The sequence below is a fragment of the Pseudomonas sp. JZ134 genome, assembly GCF_051027695.1.
Lineage (GTDB): Bacteria > Pseudomonadota > Gammaproteobacteria > Pseudomonadales > Pseudomonadaceae > Chryseomonas > Chryseomonas luteola.
Map to the genome: position 1 here is coordinate 318,358 of NZ_CP069250.1, position 12,676 is coordinate 331,033.

Sequence of the window (12,676 nt, forward strand, 5' to 3'; positions counted from 1 at the left end):
ATTATGCGATTACCACTTGTAGGTAACGTTGGCGATCACGCTACGCTGGTCACCGTAGTAGCAGTAATAACCATCACAGGTAGAAATATAGTCCTTATTGAACAGGTTGGTGGCATTCACGCCTACGGAAGCGCCCTTAAGACGATTGTCGAGGCGGCCTAGATCGTAATGTGCGGCAGCGTCATACAGGGTGTAGGAGCCGGCATGGCCCAGCCAGGTATTGGCTTGGTCGCCATAGGTATCACCTACGTAGCGGACACCTGCACCAATACCGAAGCCGTCTAGTACGCCTGTATGCCATGTGTAGTCGGCCCAGAGCGAGGCTTGGTGTTTAGGGATGAGCTGCAGGCGGTTGCCTTTGTACTGTCCATCCTGAACCTCCGTATCAGTGTAGGAATAAGAGGCGATCATCTTGATGTTTTGGGTAAGGTCTGAGGTTGCCTCAAGCTCTACGCCTCGGACTTTGACTTCGCCTGTCTGACTTGTAATGGGATTACCGTCTTCGTTGTAGTTAGTAACCTGAACGTTCTTTTGCGTAAGGTCATATACCGCAGCAGTTAGCAGTGTGTTGGTACCTGCTGGTTGGTATTTCACACCAACTTCATATTGTTTGCCCTCGGTAGGCTTGAATGATTGCGTAGCACTGACGTCGGCACCGCTGCTTGGTTGGAAGGACTCTGAGTAAGAGATGTAAGGAGCCAAGCCAGAGTCGAAGACATAACTGAGGGATACGTTCCCAGTAAAAGCTGAATCACGATCTTTAGGGTGGGCACCGTTTGCTAAGGCATTGTAAAACTCGGTGTCAGTAGTAACCCAGTCTTTACGTCCGCCCAAGGTGAGGCGCCAGCGATCAAGAGCAATCTGATCCTGAGCATAAAGGCCTGTCTGGTGGATTTTCTGGTTGTAGTCATACCAGGCGTTTGACCGCGCGGGGCGCTCTATAGGTAAGCCATAAATTGGGTTATGGATGTTGCTCGCAGGCGCTGAGCCAAAAATCGACGTGTAGTTTGTATTCGAACGCTGATAATCCAGACCTAGCAATAAGGTATGCTGCAAGTCGCCAGTATTGAAGTCTGCCTGGAAATTATTGTCGATAGCGAATTGGCTGATGTCTTCATCAGTTGAGGTTGTGCTGCGTTGTACGGTGCCGTCAGGGCTGACTGCAGTAGCGGAGCCGCCAGCTGTAATTGTCTGAAACTCTAAGTCGCTCTTGGTATACCGTGCGTTTTGACGGAACTGCCACACATCGTTGATACGATGATCGAACGCGTAGCCTAGCGAGTAATAGGTGCGGTCATAGTATTCCCAATCCGGATCGCCCAGATTCTTATGATGAGAAACCTTGCCCCACGGGCCATCAATCTTGGTGCCTTGGAGGGGGAGGAACTGGCTAGTCGCGCCTGTATCGTCGCGCGTGTACTGCGACAGGAGCGTCAGGTGCGTGTCGTCATCGATATTCCAGGTCAGGCTGGGGGCGATGTTGTAGCGCTTGTTTTCGATATGATCGATCTGCGTATCGCTGTCGCGGACTACACCGCTCACGCGGTAGAGCACGTTGGCGTTTTCATCCAGAGCGCCTGTGGTATCAAAGTTGATCTGTCGATGGTTGTCACTGCCAACTTCGGCACGCACCTCATGACTGGTTTCAGCCTGGGGACGCAAACTGACCATGTCTATCAGGCCACCGGGCGGCGTCTGCCCATAGATGGAGGACGCGGGGCCGCGCAGGAGGGTCAGGCGTTCAAGGTTCCAGGTTTCAGGCTTGGGGTCGACATAGACGCCGTCCGGCAGGCGCAGCCCGTCCAGGAATCGGGTCGGCTCAAAGCCCCGTACCCTCAGCCAGTCGGCCCGGGTATCACTGCCGTAGCTGCTGGCTACGATGCCAGGCATATAACGTACGGCATCATCAATGTTATGCACGGCGCGGTCGCGCATCTGCTCGCGGGTGGCAACCGACATGGAGCGAGCCGTTTCCAGGATTGGCGTATCGGTCTTGGTGCCGGAAGCAGAGCGGGTTGCCACATAACCCTCTGCGGGGCCCCAGGCATTTTCCAGCTCACCGGCGGTAATGGTGGTTGATGCCATGCTCAAGGTGTCGCCCGTTGCTGGCAATACGCGTACGGTGTAGACGCCGGGTTCGCGTTCGGTCAGCTCAAGCCCGGTTCCCTGCAGGGCCTCGCGCAGGGCCTCGGTCGCTGCGTAGCGGCCATTGACCGGATTCGACGTACGCCCGGAGGCCACCGAAGGGTCAAGGCTCAGGGTCAGACCCGCTTCGCTGGCGATACGGTTCAGCGTGCTGGCCAGAGGCGCAGCGGGGAGTTGGTAGGTGCGCTCAGCGGTGGTCGTCTGGGCGTGGACTAACGTGACATGGCCTAAAACAAGTGCAGCGGCAAGCAAGGAAGGACGGAACAGCGACGACATGGCTCTCTCCAAGAGGCGAATGCGAATTCGTTTCATTGCCGAATGAGAATGGCAAAGTGATAGAGCCGTCTTGGAATATTTTTGAATAACGAAGATAGAAAAACGCAGAAAACAAGCGTGTCGTGCTGAAACCCCGTTGGTTAACGGGGTTTAACGGCCAACCACCAGCGCGTGTGTTGCTCGATTCGTATCGGTGTATTGAGGGCGAGGGCACGCAGAGCTTGGTCAGCATCGTGCAGAGGGAAGGTGCCCGTTACCCGTAACGTGGCAATGGCCGGATCAAGGGTGATGAGTCCGGTGCGCTCGTGACTCAATGCCGACACGACATCGCTCAGGGGTTGGTTATCGACCACCAGCATGCCGTGAGTCCAGGCATCGGCATTGGCTGGTGCATCTTTGAGCTCATCCAGCCGGTCCGCCATCATGAGGACCTGCTCGCCTTGAGGAATGACCGCCTCGCCAAGGCCAAAGCGCGGCTGTGCCGCCACAGCCGATTGCAGGACCGTCAAACGCGAGCCGCGTGATTCCTCTTCCACGAGAAAACGCGTACCCAGCGCCCGCATTCGTCCGGCCTGGGTTTCTATGATGAACGGACGACTGGCGGTGTCGTGCCCGGTTTCGATAAAGGCTTCTCCCGCCAGAAGAATTACCCGGCGCTCCTGCTCATCGAAGCGAACATTCAAGGCACTACGACCCGCCAGCACGATGCGGGTGTGATCAGGCAGCATCAGTGTGCGCTGTTCCCCCGTGGCGGTTACGTTATCAGCCAGGGCGTAACGCACCGGTACATAACGGTTTACCGCAATAAGGCTCAGAAGGCCCGCAAGGGCAATGACTAACGTGCTGCGACCCAGGCGCCGACGCCCGTTGGCAGAGGGCTGCAACAGAGCATTTCGCGCAGCGGGTTGTTCTGCAATGCGCAGGCGTTGGTTGATGCCATTCAGCTGCTCCCAGGCACGGCGGTGTTCAGCATGCTCGGCAAGCCAGGTCTGCAGGGCGTTTAGCTGCTCCTGGCTGGTTTCTCCCATTTCCAGGCGTACTTGCCAGTCTATCGCCTGATCCAGAACCTGACGGCTCACAGGTCTTACATTCACACAGGTTCCCCGTAGAGGGCCACATAGCATTGCCGTAGCCCTTGAGCAATATATTGGCGAACCCGTGGAACCGATACGCCCAGGCGCTCGGCAATTTCAGAGTGGGTCAAGCCGTCGAGGCGATTATATAGAAAGGCCGCTCGAGCCTTGCTGGAAAGTTTGCCGAGCAGGCGATCAAGCTCCGCCAAGGCCTCGATAATCGAAGCCAGGGCTTCAGCGGAGGGGTAATGCTCGTCTGCCAGTGTGGATAGAGCCTCAAGATAGCTGCGCTCAAGGCTGGCGCGGCGGTAATGATCAATCAGGAGGCCTTTGGCAATCTGAGTCAGAAAAGCCCGCGGCTCACGCATGGCAGGCAGTTCAGGCTTGGTCAGCAGCCGTACGAAGGTGTCCTGCCGCAGGTCTTCAGCCCGCTGGCTACACCCTGTCTGCCTGCGCAGCCAGCCTGTCAGCCAGTCGCTGTGGTCACGGTACAGCACGTTCAACCCAGGAGCTGCCTTTATTTCGCCCGTCGTCATGAACATTTCCGCAAATGGAAAAATGAGAACCGTTCTCACGTATTCTAAAGATCAGGCGAGCCGCGGTAAAGACCAGCGAAAAGCACGGATCTTGCCTTGAACAGGACAATTTAAGTGAGCAATTCATATACAAGGCGCTCATGACGGCCAATTTGGGAGCGGGTAGGGACCTTGACCGGTTTTTAATGGTCGTTGTTTTGAGCGCTTTGGCGATTCCGAGGGACAAAGTGCTGCACACCCCACCCAATACAATAAGGATCTGGTGTGATTGCTTTGAATTTTCCTCCTGTTGATAGCTCCTTTTTATGCATCGATCAGCGAGCAGCGCCTGCCGGGGAGGGCCCATGAAGGTAGAGCGCGAGCTGAGCCTGCGCGCTGTCTTGACCGGCCTGGTGTTAGGCATCGTGCTAACTCCCTCCAATGTCTATGCCGGGCTCAAGATCGGCTGGTCATTCAACATGTCGATCATCGCGCTGCTGGTGGGCTTTGGCTTCTGGCAGGGGCTGCTGGTCCGTAACCGGCACTGGCCTGCCTGGACATTGCATGAGAGCAATATCAACCAGACCGTCGCCTCGGCGGCGGCGTCCATTATTTCAGGTGGACTGGTAGCGCCGATTCCAGCCTACACACTGCTGACCGGTGAGCAGCTGGATGCCGTTCCGATGATGGCCTGGGTCTTTTCGGTCAGCTTTCTGGGCATATGGATCGCCTGGTATTTAAGGCCATCACTGATTACCGATGGCAATCTCAAGTTTCCTGAAGGCATGGCCACGCTGGAAACCATGACCCATATCTATACCCACGGACAGGAAGCCATGCGGCGCCTGTGGGTGCTGTTTGGAACGGCCGTGTTCTCCGGACTGGTCAAAGCTGTCGATACGTTTTACTGGACCTTTCCTCGCTGGTCGCCCACGGCGCATCTGGAGCGACTGACCTTTACCTTCGATCCGTCGCTGCTACTGGTCGGGTTTGGCGGCATCATCGGGCTGCGCGTCGGGTTGACGCTCCTTCTGGGCGCGGCCTTGGCCTGGGGTGGCATAGCGCCGTGGCTGCTGGCGCACGGGTTGGTAGAGCTTGCGCCTGGCAGCGAGGGGCCGCAGTTCGCAACGCTGGTGGAATGGCTGGTGTGGCCTGGGGTGACGATCATGGTGACTTCGACCTTGTCGTCTCTGGCCTTGCGTGTACTGCAGGTAAGAACGTTGGGGAAATCCCGCTCGGCAGAGACCTCCACTGTCTGGCAGCGGCCAAAACCCGGCCCGCTGGCAGGTCTGGCGTCAGCCATCGGATTGATCATCGTGCTACAGGCGGCCCTGTTTGGCATTGATTGGTTCATGGCCTTGCTGACCATTCCGCTGGCGCTGTGCCTGGCAGCTGTGGCGGCACGTGTCGTGGGAGCAACCGGTATTCCTCCAATCGGTGCCATCGGGCAGCTGTCGCAGCTGAGCTTTGGCATCGTGGCGCCGGGGCAGGTGCCCATCAACCTGATGAGTGCCAACACGGCCGGTGGCGCAGCCGGACAATGCACGGACCTGATGAATGACTTCAAGGTAGGCCATGCCATCGGGGCGACTCCCACCAAGCAGGTGATCGCTCAATGCCTGGGGATTGCAATAGGCAGTGTGGTCGGGGTGCTGGTCTACCAGACGCTTATTCCAGATCCGCAAACCATGTTGCTTACGCAGGAGTGGCCTGCTCCGGCCGTGGCGACCTGGAAAGCCGTGGCGCAGACGCTGACCTCGGGCCTGGACTCACTTTCTGCCAGCATTCAGTGGGCCATGCTGATAGCTGCCGTTGCAGGCGTGGCCCTGGGCGTATTGGATGCCTGCGCAAAGGATCGGCTGGCGCGTTACCTGCCCAGTGCCGCGGCGTTGGGGTTGGCGTTTATTCTGCCGGCTTCGATTTCCTTGATGATGGCCTTGGGCGCAATCCTGACCTGGGCTGCCGGACTGCGCTGGCGCGGGCTAACCGAGCGGTTTGCCATTGCAGCGGCAGCAGGCCTGATTGCAGGGGAAAGCATTACGGGCATTGGCGCCTCGCTCTGGCAGCTGCTGCACAACCTGTAATACCTGTCGGGCACTGGAGGAGAGTCAGTATCTGGCAGTTTGGACTGCATCGCATTTTTAGTCCGATGGCCCGCACGTTTTGAACTAACGTAACGGTTATCGGTATGTATACAGCGATTGCACGGAACGCTCAGGGAAACGGAGCAGAGAAAGGACGCCAGGGCCAGGCGTGGTGCGATACGGACTTCAAGGTCAACGCTCATGAACAAGAATGCGTGGCTCGTTCTCTGCCTTTCGGGCCTTTTGGCGGCATGGCCTGCCCACGGCGCGCCCAGGCCGGTAGGTTATGTCATGACCGTACAGGGCAGCGTGACCACCACACTCAAGGGAAAACCTGTCGCGATCAAGGTGGGCACGCCGGTGAATGTCGGTAGTACCTTCGAGGCCGGAGACGATGGCTCCTTCGGGATTACGCTCGAGGATGGGTCTGTTATGTCGTTCGGGCCGCAATCGACATTCACGCTTGAGGCTTTTGCGTTTGCTCCAGCCAAGGGGGCCTTGAAGCTGGCTGCAAGACTCAAGCAAGGCACATTGAATTACGTGGCGGGGAGCATTGCCAGGCTCAAGCCCGAGGCAGTCGAGATTCTCACGCCTCACGGAACCATTGCCTCACGCAGCGCCCAGTTCATGGCCAAGGTCGACCATGAGTAAAGCGTTTCGCCAAACTGTGTGGTTGTTGTTGGCCGTGTGGCTGGCGGGGTGTAGTTCCAAGTCCTATGTGGTGCTGGTGGATAGCCCTTATGGCCAGACGCGAGATGTCACGGTCACGACGCCCACAGGCACGACCCAGATCGACAGAACCCAGCAGGCTGTCAGCCTCGACAAGGAGGCGCCGGGGCGGACCTTTACCCTGCCGCCCAAGCAGATTCTGATGGACTTTACCCCCGCGCTGGCAGCCCAGCCGACGCTTCCGGTGTATTACACGCTGTATTTTGAGGGTGCCAGCAACCGGCTCACTGATGAGTCACAGGACACGCTGCAGCGCATTGTCGATACGCTGCGTAAACGCACGCCTGCGGCCGTCTCCATTATCGGGCATACCGATACCCTGGGCAGTGCCTCGATCAATGAAAAGGTGGGTTTGCAGCGTGCCCAGCTGATTGCCCGCCAGTTGCAGGCCCGGCATCTCGACTTGCTGGACCTGACAGTCGCCTCCCATGGCGAGGAGAACCTGCTGATCCAAACGCCGCCTAATACAGCAGAGCTGCGCAATCGCCGGGTAGAAGTCATCATCCGATGACCGTCTTCCCGTCCTGAACCGCTTGAGGGTTCGTCAGTCTTAGCTATACGAGTACGGCCGGCCTGACGGGTAATGCTTCCCGGTAGACTATCCTGCCTCCACCCTTGACTTATCAGACCGCACGCCACGCCACCGAAAAGGAGCCGCAGTGAGCATTTACGGCGAGTATAAGATCGACTGCCATACCCACCTGCTAGAACCCGCCCGTTTTCCCATTGCCGATAATGCTGTGTATACCCCCGTCGCTCAGGAGGTAGGGACCTCGACGCAGCTCCAGCATGTCTTCAATGCCTATGGCGTACGTCACGCCGTTGTAGTCACGCCACCGGCCATTTATGGCGAGAACAACCGCTGCCTGCTCGATGGGCTTGCCCTGGGATTTGGTCGCTGGAAGGGCATTGCCGTAGTCGGGCCTCGCACGAGTACCCGTGAGCTCAAGCGGCTCAAGGAGGCCGGTGTAGCAGGCGTCCTGCTCGATGTGGTCACGAATGGTGTGTCGGCCTGCCTGAAAGCGGAAGAGCTATTCAATCAGTTGGCTGAGCTGGAGATGCTGGCCCAGCTGCACGTCGAAAAGGCGCAGCTAAGCGAACTGATGCCATTGATCGAGCGCACCCGCACCCGGCTCATCATTGATCATTGTGGCAGACCTGATGTGACGGCAGGCATCGCGCAACCCGGATTCCAGAGCCTGCTGTCGCTGGCAGGAACTGGACGTGTGTACGTCAAGCTATCAGGGCTTTCGCAGTTTTCCGCCGAGGCCTATCCCTACGTTGATACCCATTCCTACGTCCAGGCGCTCCTTGAAACCTTCGGCCCCGAGGCCTGCCTGTGGGGATCGGACTGGCCTTTTCTGAATTCACCGGAGCGAATCGACTACGGACTGCTCCTCAAGCTGATCGAGAATCTGATCCCAAGTCCGGGTGCAAGGCGGCAAGTGCTCTGGGACACACCTCGCAGATTGTTTGGTTTCAAGTGGTAGTTGATTGTCCGACTAATGGCTAGCCGGGTAATTAAAGTTGCCCGTCAATGCAGCGATAAGCCCAATAGTAACAATCTATTTCAGGTGCTTTATGGGCTTTCGTTCATTGAATATCGCGCCGCGCTCCGCGATCTGTTTTGCGCTCTTTGCCTTGCTTATCCTCTTTCAAGGCGTCTATTCACTCAAACAATCCGCTTCGATGAATGAAGCGGAAAAAATGGTCGAACTCAATGTCCTGCCAACGCTCAAGGTGCTCGGCCAGATCGATACGACCCTGATGCGCATTCGTCTGGATAACTCCCGGCTGCGTGTGGAAAGCGATCCTGCATCCAAGAAGGCTGATGCCCTGAAGGATATCCAGATCGCCCGTACGGAGCTGCTGGGTTACGTCGATCAACTCGGCAAGGTGATCGTGACCAAGGCAGGCCATGACACGTTCAATGCGCTCTCCAAAGGCCTGAGCGATTACCTCAGTATCCATCAGCGCTATCTGGATCTGTTGACCAACGGCAAGCTGACGGAGGCCGTGGCGCTTTCCAGCGGTGAGATGTTTGCCGCCGCTGAGGCGGTCAAGAACGCTATCACCACGCTCAAACAGGAAGCTGATGTAAAGGCCAGCAATGCAGGGCTGCATGCCGATGACGTGTACAGCAGCACCCGGATGATGACAGCTATCATCGTAGTGGCCGCATTGCTGGCTACCGTACTGCTCGCCTGGCGACTCACGCACAGCCTGGTCGCACCGATTCATCAGTCCCTGCAGGTTGCCCAGCGCATTGCCAACCGGGATTTCAGTGTTGCGATTGAGAGCCATGGTAACGATGAACCGGCCCGCCTGCTCAAGGCATTGGCCGTGATGCAGTCGAACCTGCGTGAAACACTGGGTCATATCAGTGATTCGTCGGCTCAGCTGGCGTCGACTTCCGAGGAGATGTCCGCGGTCACTGAGGAAACGACCCGTGGCGTGATGCGCCAGAATGATGAAATCGAACAGGCGGCTACGGCGGTCAATCAGATGAGCGCCGCGGTAGATGAGGTCGCTCGCAACGCGGCGTCAGCGTCCGAGGCGGCGTTGAGTTCCAGCCAGGCGGCCACGACCGGGCAACTGAAGGTGTCCCAAACGCTCGAGGCCATCAACGAGCTGTACGACAGCGTGGAAGCGACGGCTGGAGAGGTTCAGGGTCTGGCCGTCATGACACAGGATATCAGCAAGGTGCTGGACGTGATCCGTGGAGTAGCAGAGCAGACCAACCTGCTGGCACTCAATGCTGCCATCGAGGCGGCGCGTGCGGGGGATGCCGGGCGTGGGTTTGCGGTGGTGGCCGATGAGGTGCGTGGTTTGGCCCATCGGACGCAGGAGTCTACCCGTGAAATCGAGAGCATGATCGGCTCGATTCAGGCGGGTACGGACAAAGCCGTGCAGTCCATGGCCCAGAGCAGCAGCCGCGCTCACGGAACCCTGGACATTGCCCGCGCGGCAGGCGAGGCGCTGACCACGATCAACAGCTCCATTGCCGAGATCAACGAGCGCAACCTCCTGATCGCCACGGCTTCTGAAGAGCAGGCACAGGTGGCGCGGGAAGTGGACCGCAGCCTGGTCAGCATTCGCGATCTGTCCATGCAGACAGGCTCTGGCGCCCATCAAACGGCAGCTGCTTCGAATGACTTGTCGCAACTGGCGGTATCGCTTAATGGATTGGCGCAGCAGTTCCGGCTGTAAAGGCCAACCGGTGTACAAAGCCCTTCCTGCCTAACCGGCGAAGGGCTTTTCTCTGCTTAATTCAGGTGCTGTTGGGGTGCTGCCAGCTGCGCGTGAACCTCGCTCAGGCTTGGACGGGACATTACTTCTGTGCTCAGGCAACTCGCGAGCAGGTCTGACAGCGCCGCATGGGTCGCTTCTTCGCCCGCGGCAGGCTCACAGCGCTCCAGCAGCTCTTCCAACAGGCAGCCAAACGCCCGGGTTTCAAGGCGCTCCAAAGCCTTCTGTTGCGTCGGGTTATCGGTGGGCAGGAAGGACGCGCCGCCAAAGTCACCCAGCAGCACATCGCCCTGTTCAGTCCAGAGAATATTGTGGGCGTACAGGTCGCCATGCACGATACCGTGCTCATGCAGGTGCTCGGTGGCCGAGGCAATGCCTTGGGCCATACGCAGTGCTACCCGCAGTGAGAAGCGTGTCTCGGCAGGGTAAACGTCACGGGTGCAGGTAGCAAAGCTGGGCGGGCCGGCCAGGTTCTGGAAGTGTGGATCAATCAATTGCATAACGAGGCCATCCGTACCATCAGGATGGTTGACTAGCTTGCCCTCTACGTCGATCACGTTCGGGTGAGCGCCTACAGCAATCGAGGCAGCCATTTCGCTTTGCGGTGTACCGTCGCTGGTCATGCTGCCCTTGAACAGCTTGACCGCCACGGTCTTTGAGGGGCCGGAAGGCTGTTTCCAATCCGCCTGGTAGATGAGGCCCGAGGCGCCTTCGCCCAGCTTGTGCTGGAGTGCAAGGTCCTTCCAGTCGATCCGGTTGATGGGTGCGCTGGGAGAAACGTTGGCCGCTTCGCGTGCCTCGCTCAGAGGATTGTCGGCGTAGGCAAGCCAGGTCAGCCGCGGCAGCGACAACAGCCAGTCCGGCAGGGCGGCAAAGCGGTTGGAGGAAATACGGAGCAGTTCCAGCTTATGACAGTCGGTCATGGTTTCTGGAAGCGCCTGCAGGCGATTGCCTGCCAGCATAAGCTTTTGCATGCCGCTGCACTGACCCAATGAGTCGGGCAGGGTTTCGATCTGGTTATTCGTCAGAATCAGCCAGCGTAGCGAAGGTGACAGCGCTGCTGCCGGCACATGGCGGATCTGATTGGCCTTGAAGCCCACCATGCTCAGCTGAGGGCATTCACTCAGCACTTCGGGCAGATGCGTGAACGGGTTGTCGGAGCAGAACAGGATACGCAGTTTCTTGAACCGTCCCAGATCATTCGGCAAGTGGCTGAGCTGGTTGCCGGAGAGGTTGAGAATCTCCAGGGAGTCGGCCAGTTCGAAGATCTCGCGGGGAAATTCCGTGAGTCCGCACGACAGGTCCAGTCGTGTCGCGCCGGCCAGCTTGCCAGCTCGCAAATCCGAAAGTGTATCCATGACGGTCTTCCAATCCTGAGGTATGAGCTATTTTGGCACAGTGCACGGAGCGTCACTGTGCATCCCAGCGCCTTTGGGCTGGGCCGGTTAAGTAAGTGGCTCAAACAGAGGCGCCAAATGTCATTTGGTTCAGGGTGAGCCGCGAAAATGTGATGGTGATTCGCTGCGCGGTTGTATCGAGCGCCTACAGACACTTGAGCATGCCTGTAGGGCAGTTCAGGCGTCTGCATTAAACCGAAGCAGGCCCTGGCGCTTGAGTTTCTGGGCAATCTTGATAAAGGCCTGAGTGGCGGGCGACGCCTGGCGCTCATCGAGCAGGGCCAATCCGACACTGCGCTTGACCCGTGGTCGCAGGGGCTTTTTCACGTAGCCCTCGTGGCCGCGTTCCGCCGGTAGCGCCAGTTCCGCCAGGATGGTCACGCCATCGCCCCGTTCGACCATGGACAAGGTGCTGAGCAGCTGGGTGCTGTGGTAGCGCGTATTGGGGACCAGCTTGGCGGCATTGAACATGTGCGCTACCAGGTGTGCCGACCCGGCCTCGGTCATGATGAACGGATCGGGACAAAGCTCCTTGAGCGTGACGTCAGCTTTGCTGGCCAGTGCGTGGTGAATGGGCACCAGGGCGACCATCTGATCTTCGGCAATGGGGAAGGTGTCGAAGCGCTCATCGGGCAGGACGACAAAGCCGATGTCGATACGACGATCCTGCAGCCACTGGACCACCTCCCGGTCCCGACCTTCGTCGATATGCACCTCGATGCCCGGATAGGCCTGGCGATAGGCATCCAGAATGACAGGCAGCAGTTTGACCGAAGAGGTCGGGCCGAAGGAGCCGATGCGCAGCGTGCCTCGCTTCATGCCGCGCGCATCGCCAGCCTCCTGCCGCATCGTTTCGGCCAGCCCGAGAATGCCACGGGCACGTAGTACGAGGCGCTCACCTACTGCAGTAAGCTCCAGGGCCGACTGGTGCCGGTTGATCAGCTCGACACCCAGCTCGGCCTCCAGCGCCTTGATCGCATGGGACACCGCCGACTGAGTGATGGACAGCCGCGAAGCTGCCGACGTGAAGCCTTTCAGCTCTGCCACAAGCACAAAGATTTCAAGCTGGGTAAAGGTCATGGCGCCTCGCTGGCCTCATGAGTAAATACTCATTTTTCTATGAGTAAGGATTAGTGGAATTATACGCATCGTTCAGGACCTACCCACAACGACAACATGTCCTGCGCACTGCCTGATGGGGTTATAGG

The 12,676-nt window shown here is 58.3% G+C and carries 10 protein-coding genes; 5 read left to right on the forward strand and 5 right to left on the reverse strand.

Annotated features, from left to right (window positions below; genetic code table 11):
* Window positions 1–9 precede the first annotated feature (9 nt).
* The 3 genes from JQR86_RS01430 to JQR86_RS01440 all read right to left on the reverse strand — a co-directional run bounded on the left by JQR86_RS01430 (window position 10) and on the right by JQR86_RS01440 (window position 4,030).
* Window positions 10–2,421, reverse strand: coding sequence for a TonB-dependent siderophore receptor (locus JQR86_RS01430; RefSeq protein ID WP_434154183.1), 2,412 nt, complete (start codon window positions 2,419–2,421; stop codon window positions 10–12).
* A gap of 140 nt (window positions 2,422–2,561) precedes the next feature.
* Window positions 2,562–3,515 carry a FecR domain-containing protein gene (locus JQR86_RS01435; protein ID WP_434154184.1) on the reverse strand — a complete coding sequence of 318 codons (954 nt, stop codon included), beginning with the start codon at window positions 3,513–3,515 and terminating at the stop codon, window positions 2,562–2,564.
* Window positions 3,512–4,030, reverse strand: coding sequence for a sigma-70 family RNA polymerase sigma factor (locus JQR86_RS01440; protein WP_286789249.1), 519 nt, complete (start codon window positions 4,028–4,030; stop codon window positions 3,512–3,514). The genes JQR86_RS01435 and JQR86_RS01440 overlap by 4 nt, the downstream gene beginning before the upstream one ends.
* 344 nt (window positions 4,031–4,374) lie before the next feature.
* On the opposite strand from JQR86_RS01440, the gene JQR86_RS01445 reads away from it, so the two are divergent.
* The 5 genes from JQR86_RS01445 (at window position 4,375) to JQR86_RS01465 (ending at window position 10,032) form a co-directional block, all read left to right on the forward strand.
* Entirely contained in the window at window positions 4,375–6,093 is a 1,719-nt protein-coding gene (locus JQR86_RS01445) for an OPT family oligopeptide transporter (RefSeq protein WP_312271959.1), read from the forward strand.
* A 201-nt stretch (window positions 6,094–6,294) separates the two neighbouring features.
* A complete protein-coding gene (locus JQR86_RS01450; protein WP_010796060.1) occupies window positions 6,295–6,744 on the forward strand; it encodes a FecR family protein in 450 nt (149 codons plus the stop codon).
* Window positions 6,737–7,333, forward strand: coding sequence for an OmpA family protein (locus JQR86_RS01455; RefSeq protein WP_434154185.1), 597 nt, complete (start codon window positions 6,737–6,739; stop codon window positions 7,331–7,333). The genes JQR86_RS01450 and JQR86_RS01455 overlap by 8 nt, the downstream gene beginning before the upstream one ends.
* Before the next feature lie 148 nt (window positions 7,334–7,481).
* Window positions 7,482–8,312, forward strand: coding sequence for an amidohydrolase family protein (locus JQR86_RS01460; RefSeq protein WP_434154187.1), 831 nt, complete (start codon window positions 7,482–7,484; stop codon window positions 8,310–8,312).
* 91 nt (window positions 8,313–8,403) lie between these two features.
* A complete protein-coding gene (locus JQR86_RS01465; protein ID WP_434154188.1) occupies window positions 8,404–10,032 on the forward strand; it encodes a methyl-accepting chemotaxis protein in 1,629 nt (542 codons plus the stop codon).
* A 56-nt stretch (window positions 10,033–10,088) separates the two neighbouring features.
* Here the strand turns inward: JQR86_RS01465 and JQR86_RS01470 are convergent, their stop codons facing one another.
* Together JQR86_RS01470 and JQR86_RS01475 are read right to left on the reverse strand one after the other, a co-directional pair.
* Window positions 10,089–11,429, reverse strand: coding sequence for a leucine-rich repeat-containing protein kinase family protein (locus JQR86_RS01470; protein ID WP_434154189.1), 1,341 nt, complete (start codon window positions 11,427–11,429; stop codon window positions 10,089–10,091).
* A gap of 216 nt (window positions 11,430–11,645) precedes the next feature.
* Complete coding sequence (locus tag JQR86_RS01475; protein WP_010796055.1) at window positions 11,646–12,548, reverse strand: LysR family transcriptional regulator; 903 nt, start codon at window positions 12,546–12,548, stop codon at window positions 11,646–11,648.
* Window positions 12,549–12,676 lie beyond the last annotated feature (128 nt).

Excerpts from the sequence above, each read along its gene's own strand:
- JQR86_RS01430 (WP_434154183.1), bottom strand. The coding sequence starts at position 2,421 with ATGTCGTCGCTGTTCCGTCCTTCCTTGCTTGCCGCTGCACTTGTTTTA.
- JQR86_RS01440 (WP_286789249.1), bottom strand. The coding sequence starts at position 4,030 with ATGACGACGGGCGAAATAAAGGCAGCTCCTGGGTTGAACGTGCTGTAC.
- JQR86_RS01445 (WP_312271959.1), top strand. The coding sequence starts at position 4,375 with ATGAAGGTAGAGCGCGAGCTGAGCCTGCGCGCTGTCTTGACCGGCCTG.
- JQR86_RS01450 (WP_010796060.1), top strand. The coding sequence starts at position 6,295 with ATGAACAAGAATGCGTGGCTCGTTCTCTGCCTTTCGGGCCTTTTGGCG.
- JQR86_RS01455 (WP_434154185.1), top strand. The coding sequence starts at position 6,737 with ATGAGTAAAGCGTTTCGCCAAACTGTGTGGTTGTTGTTGGCCGTGTGG.
- JQR86_RS01465 (WP_434154188.1), top strand. The coding sequence starts at position 8,404 with ATGGGCTTTCGTTCATTGAATATCGCGCCGCGCTCCGCGATCTGTTTT.
- JQR86_RS01470 (WP_434154189.1), bottom strand. The coding sequence starts at position 11,429 with ATGGATACACTTTCGGATTTGCGAGCTGGCAAGCTGGCCGGCGCGACA.
- JQR86_RS01475 (WP_010796055.1), bottom strand. The coding sequence starts at position 12,548 with ATGACCTTTACCCAGCTTGAAATCTTTGTGCTTGTGGCAGAGCTGAAA.